Raw genomic sequence first — 21,439 nt, 5'->3', positions numbered from 1 at the left:
CTTTCTCATTAACATAAGAGAATAGTAACGTGCTTTTAAGTTTAAGAATAGTCTAAATCCTTAAGTTGATGGATGTGTGGCGAGACCCCATATCAAGCAATATTTAGCGAATTTTCACCACAAATTATCTTTGTCTTCCTATTGGGGAGACGGTACCACTTCTTTGAAAGAGAAAAAAAGAAGATCTTGAGGTCTTATGTAGGCTGATGAGGCTCTAGAACATGAAAAAGTTCATTCGATTGTGTTTGATGAGTTACCTCCTCATTCGATTGTGATGCAGTTGACTGCAATAGTGTTATCAAATGCAGCGCTGTTGATTGTTGGAGGCGAAGGTGGTCTCGAAGGTTACGTAAAAGGAGTAGGGGTTGGTTAGCGCCTTCACCTATCCTACCCGAATAAGGCGGGAAATGGTTTAGTCCTTTGTTACAGAAGGCGGCTTTTTTATGACATCCGCATCATCACCTGTAACGTAAACTTGTGCTGTTTCTTTTTTTAGCTTTTCCTTTATTTGTTTTATTTCTTCTATTTGACGTTTTGTAACCAATACTTTATTTACTTGCACGGGGTGTTTGTTTATTTCAATTTCTTCTTCTTTCAGAGGAATTCGAAGTTCCTCCTCATTTCCTGCTTCTATTACTAATACTTCACGCTTAATAGGAACAGTGAACGTTTTCTGTTCTTCGACGACTTCTTTATGAACCTTTACCTCCCCTATTTGTACTCGTTTTTTTTTTATTTCCAGCTGCTCTTCTCGTAATTGAAGCGTTTTTTCTTTAATTTCATTTGTTTTTTTAGTCGGTTTGTCGATGTTCCTTCTCGAATTCATTGTATAACTAATGCCGCCTACGAGTGCTCCTATAACGAGTCCTGTTACGATTGTAAAACCTGTTACCCAACCGATTATGCTACCGATTATCACACCAATAGTAATATACTTTCCCATAGGACCTCCTGAAGTTCTTTTTTATATATGAGGATGGAAAGAAACCTACTTAACTAGAAGTTAAGTAGGTAGGCACAATTAGTCCTCTTTGATAATATCTGTATTACCATGCGATTCAACATCTGCAACTTCTTTACGAAGTACGTCGCGTACTTGTTCTATTTCTTGAACCGAACGTTTATGAGCAGAGACTTCACCAGTGACGACCGTATGCTTTTCTACATCAATTTTTTCAGCAGTTACTGGAATGTGAATCGTTTCTTCTTCTGTAATTGGTTCATCTGTTGGTTCGTGATCAACGGCTCTTTGTTCAATAACGACTTGATCATGTAAAACAGGGACATTTACTGATTGTTCTTCCTCAACAATGTCCTTATGAAGCGTCACATCACCAGTCTCCACACGGTGTTTGTCGATCTCCAATTCTTCAGCACGAAGATCAAGATGTACGTCTTCTGCTGCAAATTCTGTATCGGCAGAGCGATCTATTTCACGTACCTTTTTTCGAGTTTCCTTTTGAGTTCCTTCTTCGTTAAATAAATCAAAAAAGCCCATGATGAAAACCTCCTAAGGGATGTGTTTGGATCTTACAAGTACTAATGTTACCTGTGTGAGTGAAAATATGCGCTTGATTTGGTGCTTGTTTCTAAAAAGGCTTTACTTAGCCATTTGGTATTTACATCCAATTTTTTTATTAGGGATATTTTAAAAAAATCAGAGTCGTTAGCCTTCATGCCTTCATCCTCGATTAACGTGCCCTATCGTACTATAAGGGGTCATCATACATGCCCATCAACTTAAGAAAAATAAACCGCCCTAAAACGAAAAAAATGAGCTGACTTCTCAAAGTAACTACCTATAGGGGTACCGTCACATCGCTATCAAGCTAAGGTTTTATTACACCATCAGAACGAAATTTTTAGGCTTTCCTGTAATGAAAAAGCTTATTTATCGTTTTGGGGGTGACCTGTTTTCTTAGGTTGATGGCAATGGGGTCCCGCCAACATAACGCGAATTTCGTACGCTAAGGAACTTTTTATTTAAAAAACTTGGTTTTCCGTACATTAAGAGTGTTCCATAAACGGTATTTGATGTTTGATATAAAACTTTGTTTTTGGTAATGAGTTTTTGAACTGAATTTTAAACATATTTCAGTCAGTTTTGATAGATATAAATAAAGTTCCTTAAACGACCGTTTTAGGGACTGTTTGGACTGGTTAGTCAACATGTGATACCGCCAGCATTTCGAAAAAAAACACGCTAAGCAAATTAAATAAGAAATAAGCAGGTTTTTATCACGTTAAGAGTAAACCTATTTATGAAAAATAAAATTCTTAAAAAATGGAGAGCCGATACCATAAACTTGCATTATTAATGTAGAATTTTGATGTTGGCTCTTTATTTACTAAAATAGCAAGTTAGTGAATAAATTGTTCATATTTTTTCGAGAGGAGGTTAAGCAATGAGAGCGCCGTATCAAGTATTGATATTTCCTTATATAAAAACTGATGATTCCATTCAATATGGCATTTTTAATCGAAGTGATTATGGTTATTGGCAAGGAATAGCTGGTGGTGGAGAAGATGGTGAGACTCCTATTGAATCAGCAAAACGGGAAGCGTTTGAAGAGGCTGGTATTATAAGAGAATGTCCATATATAAAACTAGATTCTGTGTCTTCACTACCAGTAGAGGATGTAGTTGGTGAATTTCTTTGGGGCGAAGATGTTTATGTAATAAAAGAATTTTCTTTTGGAGTTAAAGTTCCTACAAAAAATATTAAATTATCTAAAGAACACTTCAATTATAAATGGCTGTGCTTTGAGGAAGCCGTAACGCTTTTAAAATGGGATAGTAACAAAACGGCTTTGTGGGAATTAAACAAAAGGCTGTTAAAATAATTTAAGTGTTAGTTAACAAAGCCGATAATAGAAATCACACATTAAACATATATTTATACGCCTTGTTACTACACGCTAAGGAATAGTAATAAAAAGATGATGCCGATAAAACTATATAAAAACCAAAAGAATCCTAAGATGGGGAATGTTTTATGAAAATTAAGCATGGTAAACCTCCTTGGGTATATAAAGGATTATAATACATCGTTGGTCTATTTAGAATACTAACCATGAATTGGATGGCATTAGGCATGGTTAAACTAATAGAAATGATACATTAAACGTATTTAATGAGTAGTCTGCTAGGTATAAAGATAATTGATAATCATACAATGATATGGAAGGGCCTTTTCTAACGTGTTAGTTACCTCAACGTATATGTATCTCTTGGCGCCTGGGCGAGGGTGCTTTTTTTATTGCACATTATAATATGGACAAGCATAATATTATGTAACAGGACGAGTTCTTCGTGTCCTATTCAATGCTCAGGATAAACCCCAATTCACATTGAGAGCACCAATAGCGAGGGTGCTCTCTTTTTATTGAATCTACATTTATTTTTATGCCTAATGAATTCGCGAAGTGGATACTATTTCATGTGAAATGGTGATTTTATTTATATTCTGGATAGATTTCTTGCGAAATATGTAACTAGAGCCGTATTTAAATTGAAATATGATACGATAGTTGTATATATACATTTAGATGGTAAGAGGGGATAAAAGTTGATGAAAAACCATATAAAAGTAAATGGAAAACTCCTTCAAACAAATATATACAATTTTAATTTTTTTGGAGGCGTTCTTCAATAAGTTTTGCTTTTTCATTCACTTTTGTTGTATATGTGAAATCACCGTAACAATATGGATATCTAAAATTTTGTTTATTTCCACCACAAGTGTATGTAGCTGGATTCTGATCAACTTTCAACTTAGAAAACTGTTTAGCTTTATCTTCCGAGTGTTGTTTAGCTTCTTGATTGGCAATAAAATCAATATAGCCTGGCCCCATATTATAGCTTTGAATAATTGTATCCATGCTAACACCTTTTTCTTCTCCATATCTATACATTTGAACAAAGTGCTTTACCCCTTGTTTAATGCTCAAGTTTATCTCTTGGATTTCATTTGGCTTTAATCCAAGTGATTCGGAAGATTGCATAGGGTCGTTGCCCTCACCCCTACTCTCGTGGTACATAATTCCTAGTAAAATTGCTGTTTTTTCTCCCAAATTATATTTTTCTAATTCTTTTTTCATGATGGGCTCATATTGCAATAAACGTTCCTCGGTAGCAAACGCTTTATTTTTTTGAGTATTGGTTTTGTCATTAAAATATAGTATCCCGATTATTGTTCCTAACCCTAAAATACTAATAAAGAATAATATAATAGTTTGTACTTTTCTCTTATTCTTCAAATATTACTCCTCCTTTTACAAGAAACCCTATTTTCAATGGTGGCTGGTTATTAAAAAAATTCAATAATTCTCTATTTCCCAGCTTTTTTAGACTCGAAATTTTTTTCTAAATGCTAAGTTTAATAGAAAAATTTAAAGATAAGGTAAAGATAAGATAAAGATAAAATAAAGTCCATTTTTTAGGGTATCTATTATGTGTTCTAAAGGCTCCAGATTCAAGAGATATATTATCTACATAACCCATAAGAGAGAAGGAGGTAAGCAAAATATCACTTGAAACAGATATAATTCTTTCTTTATTAGATATAAAACTGTGGATGGCCCATCATTCGGAAATTAGTCGCTTAAAAATAAAAAAAAATTAAAATCAGAACCGTACCTCAATAAGTCTTCAAGTGTTAATAAAAGAAAGCTATATAAGGTGAGGGAATAAAGATTCAACACCAATGATTATCAATAATTGAAGTGCTAATGATTATAATAAAAAGAACCTTCAATAGGCTCTTTTTTATAGTTGGTAAATATGTTATCAACAATAGATGGTAATAAAGATAGAAATTTAGACACTTTTTATTAATGGGCTAAGTTTTCTTAGGAAGAAATCTATTTCTCATGACTGATCGCTAGATATAACAGGATATATCATTTATTAATTTGGGTGGGTGATTTAGCTTTTTGAGTTTACCACACTAAAATTTAAATTTTGTTTAGGGACAAAATGTTAAAGAGTTATATTCTGAATTAACAGAAAATTAAAGTGGTAAAAATCCTATTAAATCTTTTATCAGGTAACTCATATTTCTTTGGCCTTATTTTCATGGTATTACCGAACGTTTATATGTCTCTAAGGGAAAGAAATACTTTAAGTTTTATTACCATCTAATGTTTGATTAAGATGGTAACATGAAAATAAAACGTTTACAACTAGAAAATAAAGAAAAAATATAAAAATTCGACTTTTTTTTCGACATTACGACTATGAGAGAAAGAATCTAAATTAAGTAAATCTTATATTTAGAGGGGATATTTACCTTATACATAACGGTTAAAACATTTGCAAATGTTTCACGAGTAATTAAAAACGTCGAATATAAAATTATATTGTGACAATTTTAAACGAATATACTTTATAATTCATACTTAGACTAATAAATTAATTACTAATAAATTAAATACGCTATATTTAATAGAGTATAATATGGAATATTTAACTTTAATAGTCCACATTATATATAATTATGAATCATTTAACATATTTGTTGCGGAAAATTTTGACATAAGATATTTTAAATATTAAGCACAGAAACATTTCAAAGAAAAAGAGCTATTTTAAAATGTACCCTAAAAACGTTTTTCCTAAAAGTAGTAAGATTTTGCAAAACGTTTCTGTGCCTAATTAGATGAAAATAATATGATAAATTGTTTAAAAGAGATAAAAATAAGTTGCTTTTATGGAGAAATATACATCCCATACTATTAGAATTATGTCAAATTGTAGTTTGCAAATTACATTTCAAAGTATAAAAGGGGCATTTATTGCAGCTCGAATATCTATTACTGATTTATTGCATAAAAAAGTAGCTGCACAAAAGTACAGCTACTTTTTTCTTGAAAACATTATTATGCAAATAGCATACTTAACGTAAACTTGCGCTTAACGGTACTTGTGAATAAATTGTGAAATTGCTACTCTATGTTTCTAACTAACATTTTTGCACCAGAACCATATAAAAAGAGGACGAATAGTTACGTCTTCTTTTTATATGGTTATATTAGCTACAAAATAATATCATTTAAATAAATCTTCTATTATATTAGCAGGGGATAGTGATAGAAAAGTGTGTTCCTTTTCCTAGTTCACTTTCTATCTCTATATCTCCGTTTAATTCTTTAATAATACTGTACGCAATCATAGTACCAAGCCCAGTACCTTTTTCTGTTGTTGAATAAAATGGCAAGGCAATACGTTTTATTTGTTGGGAAGACATTCCTATTCCTGTATCAATAATATCAATTACAATATTACCTTTTATTTTTTGTATATTTATTTGTAATACGCCACCATTTTTCATAGCCTCAATTCCATTTTGTATGATGTTGGTTAGACATATTTTAAATTTTTCAGTATTAGCATTTATGTAAAGGGAATCTGTTGTAATATGCTGTTTTATTTCAACATTATATGAAAGAGCGAGTGGTGAAATATTATCTTTCACTTGATTTAATATGTAATTAATATCTAGTTCCTCTTTTATAATGTTTTGTGGTTTGGTTAAAGATAAATAGTTATTAATAGTAGATTGTATTTGCTGCATTTCAAGTAACATAATTTCTAAGTACTTATCTTGAGACATCTTAGCACTCTCATCTTCATTTAGTAATTGAGTGAATCCACGTACCGTGGTCAGTGGATTATGAATTTCATGCGCGATCGATGCAGCTAGTTCGCTAGCTATATAAAATTTTTCTGCTCTTTGCATTCTTTCTTTTATTTTATATTTCTCGATCATTCCTTCTATTAAATAAACTGATAATAATACTGTGAAAATATTTATGATTATATAATTGAATAAAAATTCAATGAGAGTAGAGTCAATTTTACCACCTGTATTTATTTGCGTTACAATACCGCAGATAGAAAGGGAAGTTGTACATATCAAAATAAGTAGAATACTTAATAATATCTTCTTTTCCTTGAAATAAGTAGGTGACAAGTAACGAAACATGATTGTAATAACAGAAATAATAGTAAAGATAATAAATGATGGGAAGACTCCGCTTCCACCTAAGTAAAATCTATAAGAAAGATATAAAACTCCAATACAAATAATGCTCTTTGTATTTCCATATAGAAAAACTAATATAATGGGAATAAAACGTAAATCATAAATGAACCCAGCGTGTAAATGAAAAGGAAAAGTCATACAAAAAATAATTGCAATGGAGGAAAGTACAGAAATTAATATATTATTACATGCCATTTTTTCTTTATGTTCTAGCCAAAATACTTGGTAACTAAGGATACAAATAATAATAATAAATGTATTTAATAATAGTGTAGGAATTCCCATAGTTTATACCTCTCTGAGAGTTTGTAAGTAGGATTATGTATGTGTTTAATCTAGGTGTTTGATTTTATTAGATTTTCTATCTTTAAAAAAGAAAAGGAAGGGCACTTGAAAAAGTGCTTTTTTACCATTTATATTAAAATCGATGAGGAAGATAGAAATAAAAAGTTACTTTTACTTATGAACAAAAAAATTGAAAGTAGCCCTTGTATAGGTAAAAGATGAAGCAAATTACTGAAATAGTTACGTTTCTCTGGAGTGAATATTCCGAAAAAACATTGTGTATAGCGAAATCCATTTTATAACCTTCGCCATATTAACATGCAACTTATTAAATTACAAAGAAAAAATTAAAAATTATTATTTTTTTGTTATTTTAATTTATTTAAAAACGTAAAAGTATTCAAGAGGTTACCATTGAGATGCTAGGGTACTTAGACCAATATTCGAACTTTGTAATAACGTTGTTACTTTTTTACTAATATTCTTAATACTAATTTTAGTATAATTAATCGATTGAAAGTTATGATAATTATCTACGTACCCTTTTTTTATATCATTTTATATTAAATACAATGATATTTATTGTCACATAATAATGCAAATTTCCAGTAAACTAATAGAAAAAATCCTATAAAAACATAATTTACTATCTTTTATATAAACATTGCAGGTGTAAATGCAATAAAATTTCATTATTAATACATATATTCAATCTGAAAATATCTTTGTAGTGGTCCTTCATGCCAAGAATCGTTTCCGTACTCCAACTACCGTTATTCTAGTATTTTACCAAGTTTCTTATTTTGTTAAGGTATTCTAATATTGTTACTTTTGTGAAATGAAATGTTTTAATATTATAATTTATAGTGAATGTTGAGAAAATAAATAATTTGTAAAAATAATATAATATTTGTAACTTTATGTCTTATAATATGAAATATCTTCGTTGTGATTATTTTAAATATTTGAATAATACATCAGATTCATTTTATCTAGGGAGGTTTTAAAATTGGGGAGAAGAGTTGTTAAAAGAGTTTTTGCATTATTATCAGTACTAGCATTATTCTTTAATGTGTTTCTACCGAAGGCAAACGCGGAGGTTATGACGCATGAAAAGTATTCAATGAACTGGAGTTATAGCAACAGTTTAGGTAAGTACATTCGAACTGAAATTATTAAAAATTCAAGCGGTCAAATTGCTTATTGTTTAACTCTTGGCTTAAAATCACCAAATGGTGAAGATCTTCCTGAAATGGGGAAAACAGATAATGTAGTATATAGGGTTCTATTAAATGGTTTCCCACAAAAAAGTATAGAACAACTGGGAGTAGCTAATAAGAATGAAGCACATTATGCAACTCGCGCGACACGTTTCTAACTGAAAAGGTTAGACACTAAGTCAATTATACACTTAGGAGAACTGATAATCCAAAAAAGTCAAATGATAGGGTAACGCCTTGAAGGGCTTTCTTTAATACTCCGAATAGCGTTCTCATCGATAAGAATGAGAGGGTTATAAGCTCGGTGAAGTCGGCTGAGAATACACCCTAACAGGTTAAGCTGAGGAAATGCGAACCAGAGGTGGTCGAGTGTATGATAGGTCGGGAGTCCATAAAATACCTATGGTAAGAACGTCACAAACAAGTGACTGACAAAATTCTGAATGTACGGATCTAGACATAAATGAAACAGAAATGTTTCACCTACCAAAGTGTAGGGGTTGTGAGGGTGAGTAAGATTGTGTCGTATGAAAATCCTTATACTGTTACAGGCAGTATCAAGCAATCAGGTCTATAGGAATTGCCTAAGGGTATATGTACGGATAGGGTTATTGGAACGTGGTAAGCTGATGACATGGAGGACTTATCGCCTATGAAGTGGTGGTGAGGGAATATATAACTCACTTTTACATCAGTGAAAGTAGGGGCACAGTACCGTTGAAGTTATGGAAACATAATGGAGGGATAGCCCCAAGTCAATATGTTAGGAAAACATAAATGAATCAGTCACGTTAGGTTCTGGTGGGACTAAGAAAAGTCAAAAGTAAAAGGTAATAAAATAAAACAAATAACAAATTTACTGTTTACTGAAAGGCTGACTAATGCCAACAAAAGAAACAAGGTATAAGAAAAGGCAACAACTAAGGAACATAGAGTACTATGACTTACAAGAATTGCAAGATACCCTTTATAAACAGAGCAAAGAAGGTAAGCGATTTACTTCCTTGATGGAAATCATCACACCTAGAGAAAATATTCTTTTAGCATACCGGAATATCAAGAAAAATAAGGGTAGTCAAACCGCAGGTACAAACAAGAAAACGATACTCGATATCTCCTCTGAATATGAAGAGAGAGTAGTCACCTATGTAAGGAACCGTTTGGTTCACTACACGCCACATAAAGTAAGAAGAGTGGAGATTGCGAAAGAAAATGGTAAGAAAAGACCGCTAGGTATTCCTACAATTGAAGACCGCTTGATACAGCAGTGCATCAAGCAAGTATTAGAACCCATATGTGAAGCGAAATTTTACAAACACAGTTATGGGTTTAGAAATAACAGGAGTACACATCATGCAATATCTAGATGCGCATCATTAGTCAACAGAAGCCACTTACATTATGTTGTAGACATTGACATAAAAGGATTCTTTGACAATGTTAACCACGGTAAACTTCTGAAACAAATGTGGTACATGGGAATTCGAGACAAGAAATTGATATCTATACTATCCAAAATGTTGAAAGCTGAAATCAAAGGGATTGGAGTCCCAAAGAAAGGTACGCCCCAAGGTGGGATTTTATCACCTCTACTATCCAACATAGTTCTGAACGAATTAGATTGGTGGATAAGCGACCAATGGGAAACATTTCAAACCAAACGTGATTATGGAAGATATAGAGACGCTTCCAATAGACTAGACAATAGCAATAAGTATAGAGAAATGCGGAAAACACGACTCAAAATGATGTATATCGTAAGATATGCGGATGATTTCAAGATATTTTGTAAGGATGCAAAATCAGCTCAGAAAACTTATGTGGCAGTAAAGAAATGGCTGAATGAAAGATTGGGTTTAGAAATTAGCCCAGAAAAATCCCAAGTGACAAACTTGAAAAAGAACTATACAGATTTTCTAGGTTTTAAATTTAAAGTTTGGAATAAAGGAAAGAAAAAGCTATTGAAAAGTCATGTAAGCAATAAAGCTAAACAAAGAATTATTCAGAAGATTAAAGAATCCATTGCGAAAATAAAAAGCAATCCTTCTACAAATGAAGCAAATCGTTTTAACGCTCTGATTTTAGGGTTCCATAACTACTATAAAGTAGCAACAAATGTAAGTGTAGATTTTTCACATATTGCTTTCTTAGTCAAAAAGAACCTATATAACAGTACAAAAAGTATACGCGGTAGTACGGGACTTAAAACCAAAACCTATAGAAAATTTTATGGGACATACAACTTTAAACCTTTGTATATATCAAAAATAGTACTATTCCCAATAGCGGGACTTAAGACGTCGCCTCCTATGAACTTTAAACAACATATTTGTAACTACACAATAGAGGGTAGGAAGTATATACATGATAAGTTAAGTGAAAATAATACTTGGCTCATCCAATACCTTCTTAAGAATATGAGACCAGATGAGGACATTGAGTTTAATGATAATAAAATATCATTACTCATTGGTCAAAATGGGAAATGTGGAGTTACAAAAGAAGTTTTAGTGTTAGGAGATATGGATGTACATCATAAAATTCCTAAAAGCCTAAATGGTGACGACAGTTACAATAATTTGATATACGTTAAAAGGGATGTTCATCGCCTAATACATGTCACCGATGGTGACAAAATAAAGGAATATATGAACAAGATACAATTGAATGAAAAAGGTTTAGCCAAAATTAACATGCTTCGTAAACTTGTTGGAAACTGTTTGATTGAAGTAAGTACTAACTATTGATGGAACGCCGTATGCGGGGAAACTCGCACGTACGGTGTGGAGGAGGGGAAAAGGTGGAGATAACATCAAATCCTTACCTATTCCTATAGCTTGCGGTTTGGAATGCATTAGGTCAACTTGATGTAAATGAATTAAAACATGAAAATAAAAATGTTGAAAAAGCGGCTAAGACAATTATTAATGCTGCAAATACAAGTGAAGATACTCAAGATATTTTTATGAATGTGATTCCTGCTGAAAAGCAAAAGGCAGAATTAAAGGGTGAGTTTTTTGAAACAAACCTATACACAGTACAAACAAATGCTAAGAGTGGTTCTTATAAAGTAGTAGCGAAAAATGCACCTAATGGAGTTAAAATTGTTAGTGAAAATGGAGAAGTGAAAGATCAGCTTTCACTTGGGGAAAAATTCCGTATCCAAATTCCTAAAGATACAAAAACAGGTGAATTTAATCTAAGTGTTGCTGCAAATTTAACTAAAGTTCAAGCAATTGCTTATCGCGGTACTGATACTGTTCAGAATGCTACAGTGCTACTAGAAAGAAATGAGGAAAAGCTTAGTAGTGACCTTGCAGTAAATTGGGAAGCTGCTGGTTCTTTAAAAATTAAAAAGGTTGGGGAAAATGGAGAAATATTAGCTGGTGCAGTATTTGAAGTCTTTAATGCAAATAATGAATCAGTTGGAAAAATCACGACGGGTGCTGATGGTACTGCAGAATTAAATAACCTACCAATTGGTACCTACACAGTAAAAGAAATTAAAGCACCAACAGGTTATGTTTCAGGTAATAAACCACAAACTATTGAAGTTAAGACAGGGGAAATAGGAGCTGTTCAAGTAGTAAACAACAAAGTAAAAGGTAACATCGAAATAAAAAAACTTAGTGATTCAGGTAAGATGTTGCCTAATGTTGAATTCACGGTCTTTACTGAAGATGGAAAAGAAGTGAAAAAAGTAGTAACAAAAGAAAATGGAATTGCAAATGTTGATGGTCTTACGTATGGTAAATATTATTTCTTAGAGACAAAAACACCTAATGGATATATTGGAAATAAAACAAAGTATCCTTTTGAAATTAAAGAGCACAATAAAACACTTACTTTTACAGTGGAAAATACAGAAGTGAAAGGTAGTGTGAAATTACTAAAAGTAGATAATGAAGATATCAGTAAAAAATTAGAAGGTGCAGTATTCGAGATAAAAGATGCAAGCGGGAAAGTAATTGGGGAATATAAGACAGATAAAAATGGTGAAGTTAACGTCAAAGATTTAGCGTATGGTAAATATTCATTTGTAGAAAAGGCTTCTCCAAATGGTTACGTTCTTATTACAGAACCAATTGTGTTCGAAATAAAGGAACACGGAAAAATTATTGAGCTATTAGCAGTTAATCATCTTATCAAAGGTGATCTAGAAATTACAAAAGTTGATGTAGCTGATGGAAACAATAAGCTTCCGAATGCAGAGTTTACTATTTATAATGAAGCAGGAAAAGAAGTAGTTAAAGGGAAAACAGACGATAAAGGTATCGCGAAGTTTGAAAAGTTACCATTTGGAAAATACACATATAAAGAAACTGTTGCACCAAAAGGTTATGTATTGAATGAAGAAATATTCTCTTTTGAGATCAAAGAGAATGGTCAAATCATTAAACATATTGTCAAAGATGAAAAGATTCCATCAGTAAAAACAACAGCTACTGATAAAACCGATGGTACAAAAGAAATGCACACTTCTAAGTCTGTAACAATCCAAGATAAAGTGGAATACAAAGACCTACAAGTAGGTAAAGAGTACACTTTAAAAGGTAAATTAATGGATAAAGAGACTAATAAACCATTAGTTGTAAATGGTAAAGAAGTAACTGCTGAAACTAAGTTTACACCAAAAGAAGCAAACGGTTCTATTACACTAGATTTCACTTTTGATGCAACTGGTTTAGAAGAAAAAGAAGTAGTAGTATTCGAAGAGTTACTGAAAGACGGAAAAGTTGTTACTACACATGCTGATATCAATGATAAAGGTCAAACAGTTAAGTTCGTTAAGCCATCAGTAAAAACAACTGCTACAAACAAAGCTGATGGTGGAAAAGAGATTCATTCAAAGGATTCTATCACTATTCAAGATAAAGTAGAGTATACTAACTTAGTTGTTGGTAAAGAGTACACTGTAAAAGGTAAATTAATGAACAAAGCTATTAACAAACCATTATTAATTGATGGTAAAGAAATAACAGCAGAGACTAAGTTCATTGCAAAAGAAAAGAATGGTTTTGTAACATTAGACTTTACTTTCGTTGGTGCTGAACAGCAAGGAAGAGAAGTAGTTGTGTTTGAAGACTTATTGCATGAAGGTCAAGTAATTGCAACTCACACTGACATTAACGATGTAGGTCAAACAGTTCGATTTGTAGAGCCTTCTATTAAAACGACAGCTAAAAACAAAGCTGATGGTTCTAAAGAGTTAGACGCTTCTAAATCTGTAACAATCCAAGATAAAGTGGAATACAAAGACTTAATCGTGGGTAAAGAGTACGTTGTAAAAGGTAAACTAATGGATAAAGCAACAAAAAAACCATTATTAGTTGATGATAAAGAAGTAACAGTAGAATCTAAGTTTACTGCAAAAGAAAAAAATGGTTCTATCACATTAGATTTCACATTTAATGCTTCTGCATTACAAGGTAAAGAAGTAGTAGTATTTGAAGAACTGTATCAAGATAATATCTTAGTAGCTATTCACGCTGAATTTGAAGATAAGGGACAAACAGTGAAATTCAAAGAGGTAAAACTGGAACAACCTAAACCAGAACAGCCGAATCAAGATAAAAATACTCCAACATCAGAGCAACCTAAAGAGCAAGTAAAAGAGCAACCACAACCTAAGAAAGAAATTCAATCTAAAATTGGATGGTTACCGCAAACAGGCGCTGACCTTACAAGTTGGATCTCTATGGCTGCAGGTGCATTATTGTTAATTGTTGGTGGAGTGATTTTCCTAAAACGTAAAAATGCATAAAAATTAAAAAATAAGCACATCTGTTTTTTTACAAGATGTGCTTATTTTTTATGTTAATAATTTAGTCCTATATACAGTATTTTAATCTATTTGCTTATTTTTGAGTTGTTGTAATAATTCCAGGACAGCAAAACAGTCAGCAGCTGCTCGGTGTTTAATCGTTAATTCAGTTGCATCACTTAATGAAATCCATCTTTTTGAATCTACATAATCGGCGTACATTTCCATAATACATGTGGATTTAAAATTCTTAAATTCTACATTTAATTGATTCATAATTACTTGGTGTTCGTAACAGCTAGGGCAGAGACTTAGACGTAGTTTAGCTTTACTTTGAATGACATGGCCACACTGTTTACAAGTCCGTTGCTCCGAGCCAAGTTTTCTACCATACAAAAAGCTGGGGCATCACTTCATAAACAAGCAGTAATGGCTGATGGACTAATTAATAGTGTCTCAACGCATGTTGCAGAAGCCCAACAGGCATTCCCAACCTTGCATACAGATATAATGTCTGGATTAGATGCTGCCAATAACATTATGGACTCTGCTAATAAGATTTCAGGCTATAAAATAGATACGTCTAATATAGCTAAAAATGTTGGAAACATGGATGGTTTATCTACTCGCCTCAAAGATTTTGGTGTACCACCTGAAAAAATGGAAGAGTTTTTGGCAGAACAGAAGCGTACAAATGAACTTGGATCGATGTCACTTGATTTCATGCCAGTTATTGGGCAAATCAAACAAGGGCTACAACTCATTAACGGCAAAGAATATTTCACTGATAGAGAGTATGACAAAAATGACTATGTATGGGGAACCGTTTCTACTGTTTTTGGTGGGGCTCCTAAAGTTATTGGACGTGTATTCGGTAAATATGGTGAGTTAGAACAAAAAGCGAAGGATTTAGGAAAAGTATCAAAGGTAACTGAAGAGATTGGATGGAGTATGCCAAGAGGCGGAGGGGTCATTGATGGGCGTAAGTATACTGAACATGATTGAAAGAATGGCACCTGATACAATTCAGGTTCGGGCAGAACTTACGAAGCGTGCACGTGAGAGAGCTGACCCGAGAGGAATGACTCCAAATGTAAGATATTATAAAAACAGGTTCTCGTCAACCAGGAGACAAACCTGGTACTTGGAAGTATGTTAGAGAAGAGGGTTACGTAGTTTTAAATGACAAAGGTGATGTTGTCACAGTTGTACCTGCAAAGAAAAAAGAATAAAATGAATAACGTAGTTAAATTATTCTAGAACAAAGAAGGTTAGGAATATTGGATATAAAATATGATAAATATGAGTTATTAGAAATATTCGAGGATGAACCAGAAGATTATTATATTTCAGGTGCAGGTGTATATAAATATAGCAAAACAGATAGTTTAGGTTTTAGACTGTTAATGTATATGTCAGTTTATGAAAATACTGTTGAATTAAACCTGTTATTAAAAGAGAAAAGCATTTTTGATACGAATATAGTATTTGTAGAAAGAGTCTATACCCGTGAGGACACTCTTTACATTCAATGTTCAGGAGAAAATAAAATTATCCAAATTAAATTCAAACCACATTTTACAGTTACAATAAATGAATTTTAAAAACTTGAAATATAAAAAAGGCAACCATGTGGGTGTCTTTTCTACTTCTTAAAATGACTTAAACTAGTTTAGAAAGCGTTAATAGAAGGAATTTAGTCATGAATGAATTAATAAAAAAAGCAATACAATATCAATTCTATGACTTTGCACCTTTTTATTTCACTTGAACTTTGTTTAAGCGCGTTTATCTACTCATTGTTACGCGTGAATTGCGTTTAAAATCGACACTTTATTCGTAGTAAATAATACATAATTTTGTTTTACAGTTCTAATTAATATACGATCAGTTGTCCCATATGCTGTTCCGATACGGATTGCACTTGGTTCTTCAACACCCGCATAGGTAGCATCTTCGGTAACCTCAATCACATCACGTAATGGAATCGTGACCTCCGCAAATTGCCATGAAATAATTAACTCTTCTTTTGTTTTTTTGACATCAATACCTAGCATTATACCAAGACCTTTCTATAATAGAATGCTACACTTCTTATCTTATTATACAAATCTTTAGATTATTTTTCTACATGTATAAATAGAGCTGATATTTTAAGGGTATCAAAAGAACGGGAAGATATACTATCAATCTATTAAGGAATGCGTTATGAAGAAAAGTTCACAAGGAATTAATATGGATTTGATATGGTTGAAGTATGATGAATGAGTAACAGTAGGAGTTGCAGGAAGGAAATGAATGATGAGACTTAAATTAGTAGGAACCTTAACTTGTATAGTAGTAATGCTAGGTATCTTTATCATTTACACCAATATATCTATTGGTAAAGAACCATATAAGACAAACCATGAAACTAGTGAAAACTCCATAAATAAAGAAAAAAATAGTAAGCAAAATGGGACTTCAAATAAGATAGCAAGTTCCTTTGCTAGTATACAGGCTGTAGTAAATAAGGAATATGGTTTACCCGAAGACTATATGCCAGAGGATTTAGTTGTACCAAATGTACCGTTCTCATTTAGTGGAACGGTAGAAAAGAGTCATCTTCGTAAAGAAGCAGCGGAAGCGTTAGAAAAACTATTCCTTTTAGCTAAGCAAGATGGGATCCAGTTGAATGCTGTTTCAGGATTTCGTTCCTATGAGTATCAAAAAGGTCTGTATGCCAACAATGTTAAAAAGAAAGGGCAAGAGCATACGGATCGCTTCTCTGCAAAGCCAGGGCATAGCGAACATCAAACAGGGTTAACGATGGATGTTTCTTCTAAAAGTGCGAACAATGAACTAGAGCTATCCTTTGCGAATACGAAGGAAGGAAAATGGCTGAAAGAAAACGCGCATCGTGCAGGGTTTATCATTCGTTATCCTAAGGGGAAGGAAAGTATTACGGGTTATGCATATGAACCTTGGCATATTCGCTATGTAGGAGATATTGCTGAAAATATATATAAGGAAAAACTGACTTTAGAAGAATATATGAATCTGTGAAAATAGAATTGAAGAGTTAAACTGTATTCATTGTTTATGAATGCTACTTTTTCTATTAAAAAGCCTAATTTCTCAATGTTTTGTAGAGAAATTAGGTTTTTTTCATCACTTCATTAGAGTTTTTTAGGCTTCGTTCGTTGGTATACTTCACACAATATTATAAAGGAAATAGAACTTACTGAAGATAACATATGAATGTTTTATAAATGTATCAAAAAAGTGAACAAAATCGTTATTTTGCACAACAAGGTAGTCAGCTTAATGAAATAACTGCTTGTAAAAAAAGAAGCCCTACAGGAAATATTACAGGGCTTCACCAAGTTGAGTTATGTCGTATTCACAAGGGATTTTAACATGATATTTGTGTTGAATAAACTGGTAAATGTGTCCAAGTAATTTGGAGCTATTTTATAAAAAAAGAGAAGCGCTTAATCAGGACGCTCCTCTTAATGCCAATACACAATAACTATCCCATTATACTGTATAAGCGTAAAATATTTAACAATTACCTTCATGGTAAATATTTCATTTTGTCTTAGTACCTTTAAATCACGAAAAAAGGTTCTGCTGTTTCCAACAGAACCTTTCCTAAAATGGCAAAGAGTAACTCTTACCTTACTCTTTGTTCATATACTACAGGAGTTTTAATGAAAATCCAAGGCTCCTTATATTGAGAAATAAAGAAGAATCATTATAAAAAATTTTATCTTTTTTCATAAATAAAAGAGCAGCTAGCAAAAACTAACTGCTCAATACAAGGAGATACAGAGAAAACTAAATGGATTTTGGCATACAGCCTATCAACATTATGGACATAATATTGATTTTTATTCGAAGGAATTCATGTTTTACAAATCAGATTATGATAGTCGATATTCTCCATATTGACCAGAAAAGAACCAAGAATTCTAGTGAAATGCCAAGTGTTCTTTTCCTAGTTTTTTGAAATTCTTTTACTAAATAGCCAATAGCGCTAATTGCTAGAAGAATGAAAAGAATAAGTTCTAGTGTAACTGGCATTTGATCTACTCCTAATTCATTATTTTAATTTAGTATATAACGATTATAAGATATTTTTGTGGTTAGTGGTGAGAAATTAAACAAAACCATCTCTTTACGAAAAAAGGTCCTGTTGTTTCCAACAGAACCTTTCCTAAAATGGCAAAGAGTAACTCTTACCTTACTCTTTGTTCATATACTACAGGAGTTTTGATGAAAATCCAAGGCTCCTTATATTGAGAAATAAAGAAGAATCATTTAAATTGTTTTTGAGTAGAAATGAAAATAGGGGTTTGCCTTAAACATTTATTATTAATCAAGAATATGAGTATAGAAACAGGCTTAAATTTTGTAATGGTGGAGGGGATTGTTGTGGACATAACTCAAAGTGTGGTAAGAATAGTGGTTAATGGGAAAGACCTTCCGTTCACTTCAGTTCAAACCTCTGCATGGAATCATGGACCTGTAAATGATTTAATCGTTTCGACGAATCAGAGAGTGAATGAGCTTTATCAATTCATGTGGTCACAAGTACCAGTTACGATCTCGGTGTATTTTCTTCAAGGGGCGGACTTAATGAGATTCGCTAGGATCGCTGGAATTAATGAACGTGTAACGGGAGAATATATATCATTTCATTTGGGGATAAGAAGAATTCAAAGTAGCTTAACAGCTGCTTCTTTATTTTGCATAGAAAAAGGAACCATAATAGGATCCTTAATTTGATTCAGAAGTTGTGTAGTTTTTCTTGATGATATCTTTTATGTTGATAATTAAGGATATAAGGAATCCAGCAGCTAGGATACCGTTTACCCAGTAATATGTATTCCCGGATGTAAATTTATTATAAAAGGAATCGATATTATAATACACTAAGCCTGCTGAAATGACGGTAGAGATTACTAACGTACCAAAACTTTTCATGACGCTGCCCTCCGATTCTGAAATTTTAGGCTTTTAATACAATTGTACATTTAAATAAAAAGGTTTACAAAGGAATTACCATAAGGAGGAGTTATAACGAGTTTCTTTCAATTGATGGTTTTTATTTTTGAAAAAATAACTATTTTATAAAAAAAAATTTTTGACCCCCATAAAATTAGTTGTTCCTTCGAATATATATAAGTAGAAGAAAACAAATGAAAGAAAAAGCTAAAATTACCAAAAATATAGCGAAGAGTTATTCAAAGATTGCAGCTAAAATAGAAAAGAGCAAGAAGAACAAGTGGTATTGCAAAAGAAAACAAGAAAGTAATACAAAATACAGACTTCACTTTAGTACAAGTGGAAAAAATAGTCATATAAAAAGTCGGCCTCGAAAAATATGAGCACCAGCAAGAAGACAAGCCCAAAGAAAAGTACTAAGAAAATGTGGTTAAATGGTCACTTGTTTAGTGGCCATTTTGCTATTTGAAGCAGAAGGAGGCAGGGAGATTACTAGTGTTGAGTTTAGTAATGAAAATCTTAAAAAAAACGAAAATAGAAGATATCGTATTTAACATACAAAACAACGGAGGAGATAAGGAAGCTTTTATCGTACAGTATCAGCCGTTTATTAGAAAATCAATCTCGTCTGTCTGCCGCAGGTACATTACAGAACAGGATGATGAATATAGTATTGGATTGTTTGCGTTTAACGAAGCAATTGAACAGTATTCATATAAAAAAGGAAAATCTTTTCTAGCGTTTGCTGATCTTCTTATAAAAAGAGATGTAATTGACTATATACGCAAGGAGTCTAAGCATAATCTTGTCTTTTTAAAAGAAGATAAGCAAGAGGAAATATTAGAAATACAAGTATCGCTTACGGAGTATATGAAAGAGATGGAAAATAGTAACCGTAAGGAGGAAATTCTTCATTTTCAAAGTGTGCTAGCTGAGTTTAAAATCACATTTTCAGAGCTTGCTAAGGAATCCCCTAAGCATCGTGATACGCGTGAGCACTTAATAGAAATTGTAAAGATTATTATAAAAGACGAGAAAATGATGGAAGAGCTGTTCCGAAAGAAAAAGTTACCCCTTAAACATATTGAACCACGTGTTAGGGTAAGTCGTAAAACGTTGGAGCGACATCGAAAATACATTATTGCGATGTGTATTATCTTTGCAAACAACTATACATATATTCTGGATTATATAAGAGGGGAGAAGCATGATGAATAAAGGAATTGTGATGGATATAAAGAAACATAACGTAGTTGTTTTAACTCCAAATGGAGAGTTTATTACGTTTAAAAGAAAAGTACACTCTTACATGATTGGAGAGGAAATCTCGTTTAACGAACAAGAGCAAAGAGCACCGCGTTTTTCAATGCCACCTTTCTTAAAGCCTACAGCAGTAATTGTTGCTGGTTTTCTATGCGTATTGCTGTTTTTCTACAATCAACCAGAAGAAAAAGTGTTTGCTTATGTCTCAGTTGATATAAATCCAAGTTTAGAGGCGAGCGTAACGGAAAATCTTCGTGTTATAGATTTGCGGGCTTGTAATGATGACGGAAGGCGTATTTTAAAAGAAATGAAAGGGTGGGAAAATAAGCATCTGCAAGATGTGATAAGCACTATTATAAAGCAGAGTCAAGAGGATAAGTACTTAACGAATGATAAGCAAGTTATGCTAACAGCTGTTGCAAAGGACAAGTCGCTAGAACCACAGTTGGAAAAGGTTATGCAGGAATTAAAGAAAGAGTATGAGATAAAACATATTACAGTTGAATATCAAAGCAGTACGATGCAAATGCGGGAGGATGCCAAGAAAGCAGGGGTTGGAACGGGCGTTTATATAAAACAAGAGAATGAGAAGCAAAAATCGCTTACTCCACCTGCACCTCCGTCTAATCAAGAACAACAAAAGTCATCTTCTGATGCATCATCATCGGACGCATCTCCTGTAAAAGAAGAAAGCAACGAGAAGAAAGAGCATATAGAACAAAAGCAATCTAATGAACAACAACCGAAGCAAATAAAAGAAAATAATGGGAATCAGCAAGAGAACAACGGAAGAGGATCACAAGGAAATAATGGAAATGGGCAAGGAAACAACGGCAGAGGGTCACAAGGAAATAATGGAAATGGGCAAGGAAA

15 protein-coding genes and 4 pseudogenes are annotated in these 21,439 nt (G+C 32.6%); 12 read left to right on the top strand and 7 right to left on the bottom strand.

The features are described 5' to 3' along the window. Positions 1-241 precede the first annotated feature (241 nt). Complete coding sequence (locus SB773_RS28915; RefSeq protein ID WP_410593625.1) at positions 242-373, top strand: hypothetical protein; 132 nt, start codon at positions 242-244, stop codon at positions 371-373. 39 nt (positions 374-412) lie between these two features. On the opposite strand, the gene SB773_RS28910 is transcribed toward SB773_RS28915, so the two are convergent. Further along, positions 413-943: a YsnF/AvaK domain-containing protein gene (locus SB773_RS28910; RefSeq protein ID WP_088035507.1), complete on the bottom strand. Its 531-nt coding sequence runs from the start codon at positions 941-943 to the stop codon at positions 413-415. A gap of 78 nt (positions 944-1,021) precedes the next feature. Then, positions 1,022-1,498 carry a YsnF/AvaK domain-containing protein gene (locus SB773_RS28905; RefSeq protein WP_088035509.1) on the bottom strand — a complete coding sequence of 159 codons (477 nt, stop codon included), beginning with the start codon at positions 1,496-1,498 and terminating at the stop codon, positions 1,022-1,024. Positions 1,499-2,405: 907 nt separating this feature from the next. Here SB773_RS28905 and SB773_RS28900 point away from each other — a divergent pair. Next, positions 2,406-2,843 (top strand): NUDIX hydrolase, encoded by a 438-nt coding sequence (locus tag SB773_RS28900; RefSeq protein ID WP_059037377.1) that lies wholly within the window; start codon positions 2,406-2,408, stop codon positions 2,841-2,843. 783 nt (positions 2,844-3,626) lie between these two features. Here SB773_RS28900 and SB773_RS28895 read toward each other — a convergent pair. Continuing rightward, entirely contained in the window at positions 3,627-4,259 is a 633-nt protein-coding gene (locus tag SB773_RS28895; protein ID WP_060749095.1) for a lysozyme family protein, read from the bottom strand. Positions 4,260-5,710: 1,451 nt separating this feature from the next. Between SB773_RS28895 and SB773_RS28890 the strand changes: the two genes are divergently transcribed. Then, positions 5,711-5,905: a hypothetical protein gene (locus SB773_RS28890; RefSeq protein ID WP_033732005.1), complete on the top strand. Its 195-nt coding sequence runs from the start codon at positions 5,711-5,713 to the stop codon at positions 5,903-5,905. Between the two features lie 168 nt (positions 5,906-6,073). Here SB773_RS28890 and SB773_RS28885 read toward each other — a convergent pair whose 3' ends face one another. Then, on the bottom strand, positions 6,074-7,330 hold the full coding sequence (locus SB773_RS28885; RefSeq protein ID WP_002014074.1) for an ATP-binding protein: 1,257 nt from the start codon (positions 7,328-7,330) through the stop codon (positions 6,074-6,076). 1,009 nt (positions 7,331-8,339) lie between these two features. Here SB773_RS28885 and SB773_RS28880 point away from each other — a divergent pair. From SB773_RS28880 to SB773_RS28870, 3 genes and pseudogenes are all read left to right on the top strand, one after another. Then, positions 8,340-8,693, top strand: a pseudogene (locus SB773_RS28880) (thioester domain-containing protein); the annotation flags it as partial. A 738-nt stretch (positions 8,694-9,431) separates the two neighbouring features. Continuing rightward, the gene (gene ltrA, locus SB773_RS28875; RefSeq protein ID WP_410593620.1) at positions 9,432-11,297 is read left to right on the top strand and encodes a group II intron reverse transcriptase/maturase; all 1,866 of its coding nucleotides are present in this window, start codon (positions 9,432-9,434) and stop codon (positions 11,295-11,297) included. Positions 11,298-11,386: 89 nt separating this feature from the next. Continuing rightward, a pseudogene (locus SB773_RS28870) lies at positions 11,387-14,314 on the top strand (VaFE repeat-containing surface-anchored protein); the annotation flags it as partial. A gap of 81 nt (positions 14,315-14,395) precedes the next feature. Here the strand turns inward: SB773_RS28870 and SB773_RS28865 are convergent. Further along, positions 14,396-14,704 (bottom strand): annotated as a pseudogene (locus tag SB773_RS28865) (hypothetical protein); the annotation flags it as partial. Between SB773_RS28865 and SB773_RS28860 the strand changes: the two are divergent. Both SB773_RS28860 and SB773_RS28855 read left to right on the top strand, forming a co-directional pair. Beyond that, a complete protein-coding gene (locus SB773_RS28860) occupies positions 14,681-15,319 on the top strand; it encodes a hypothetical protein (RefSeq protein ID WP_410593627.1) in 639 nt (212 codons plus the stop codon). The pseudogene SB773_RS28865 and the gene SB773_RS28860 sit on opposite strands and share 24 nt — an antisense overlap. 275 nt (positions 15,320-15,594) lie before the next feature. Beyond that, positions 15,595-15,918: a hypothetical protein gene (locus SB773_RS28855; protein ID WP_410593618.1), complete on the top strand. Its 324-nt coding sequence runs from the start codon at positions 15,595-15,597 to the stop codon at positions 15,916-15,918. A gap of 198 nt (positions 15,919-16,116) precedes the next feature. Here the strand turns inward: SB773_RS28855 and SB773_RS28850 are convergent, their stop codons facing one another. Then, a complete protein-coding gene (locus tag SB773_RS28850; protein WP_002035246.1) occupies positions 16,117-16,371 on the bottom strand; it encodes a SunI/YnzG family protein in 255 nt (84 codons plus the stop codon). A 244-nt stretch (positions 16,372-16,615) separates the two neighbouring features. On the opposite strand from SB773_RS28850, the gene SB773_RS28845 reads away from it, so the two are divergent. Further along, on the top strand, positions 16,616-17,359 hold the full coding sequence (locus SB773_RS28845) for a M15 family metallopeptidase (protein WP_033709884.1): 744 nt from the start codon (positions 16,616-16,618) through the stop codon (positions 17,357-17,359). Positions 17,360-18,637: 1,278 nt separating this feature from the next. Next, positions 18,638-19,007 (top strand): annotated as a pseudogene (locus SB773_RS28840) (hypothetical protein). Between the two features lie 68 nt (positions 19,008-19,075). Here the strand turns inward: SB773_RS28840 and SB773_RS28835 are convergent. After that, on the bottom strand, positions 19,076-19,282 hold the full coding sequence (locus SB773_RS28835) for a hypothetical protein (RefSeq protein ID WP_000834521.1): 207 nt from the start codon (positions 19,280-19,282) through the stop codon (positions 19,076-19,078). Between the two features lie 516 nt (positions 19,283-19,798). Between SB773_RS28835 and sigI the strand changes: the two genes are divergently transcribed. Together sigI and SB773_RS28825 are read left to right on the top strand one after the other, a co-directional pair. Further along, the gene (gene sigI / locus SB773_RS28830) at positions 19,799-20,521 is read left to right on the top strand and encodes an RNA polymerase sigma factor SigI (protein WP_002128341.1); all 723 of its coding nucleotides are present in this window, start codon (positions 19,799-19,801) and stop codon (positions 20,519-20,521) included. Next, positions 20,514-21,439, top strand: a 926-nt coding sequence (locus SB773_RS28825; RefSeq protein WP_410593614.1) for an anti-sigma factor domain-containing protein, incomplete at its 3' end; no start/stop codon positions are given. The genes sigI and SB773_RS28825, both read left to right, overlap by 8 nt.

Source organism: Bacillus sp. SIMBA_074 (assembly GCF_046534555.1).
Lineage (GTDB): Bacteria > Bacillota > Bacilli > Bacillales > Bacillaceae_G > Bacillus_A > Bacillus_A mycoides.
The sequence above is the reverse complement of the archived record's forward strand: the minus strand, read 5'-3'. Positions and strand labels throughout refer to the sequence as shown.

Bases quoted from the DNA above. Each gene is read 5' to 3' on its own strand.
- SB773_RS28910 (WP_088035507.1), bottom strand. From the start codon at position 943: ATGGGAAAGTATATTACTATTGGTGTGATAATCGGTAGCATAATCGGT.
- SB773_RS28850 (WP_002035246.1), bottom strand. From the start codon at position 16,371: ATGCTAGGTATTGATGTCAAAAAAACAAAAGAAGAGTTAATTATTTCA.
- SB773_RS28885 (WP_002014074.1), bottom strand. From the start codon at position 7,330: ATGGGAATTCCTACACTATTATTAAATACATTTATTATTATTATTTGT.
- SB773_RS28905 (WP_088035509.1), bottom strand. From the start codon at position 1,498: ATGGGCTTTTTTGATTTATTTAACGAAGAAGGAACTCAAAAGGAAACT.
- ltrA (WP_410593620.1), top strand. From the start codon at position 9,432: ATGCCAACAAAAGAAACAAGGTATAAGAAAAGGCAACAACTAAGGAAC.
- SB773_RS28890 (WP_033732005.1), top strand. From the start codon at position 5,711: ATGGAGAAATATACATCCCATACTATTAGAATTATGTCAAATTGTAGT.
- SB773_RS28845 (WP_033709884.1), top strand. From the start codon at position 16,616: ATGAGACTTAAATTAGTAGGAACCTTAACTTGTATAGTAGTAATGCTA.
- SB773_RS28900 (WP_059037377.1), top strand. From the start codon at position 2,406: ATGAGAGCGCCGTATCAAGTATTGATATTTCCTTATATAAAAACTGAT.
- SB773_RS28835 (WP_000834521.1), bottom strand. From the start codon at position 19,282: ATGAAAAGTTTTGGTACGTTAGTAATCTCTACCGTCATTTCAGCAGGC.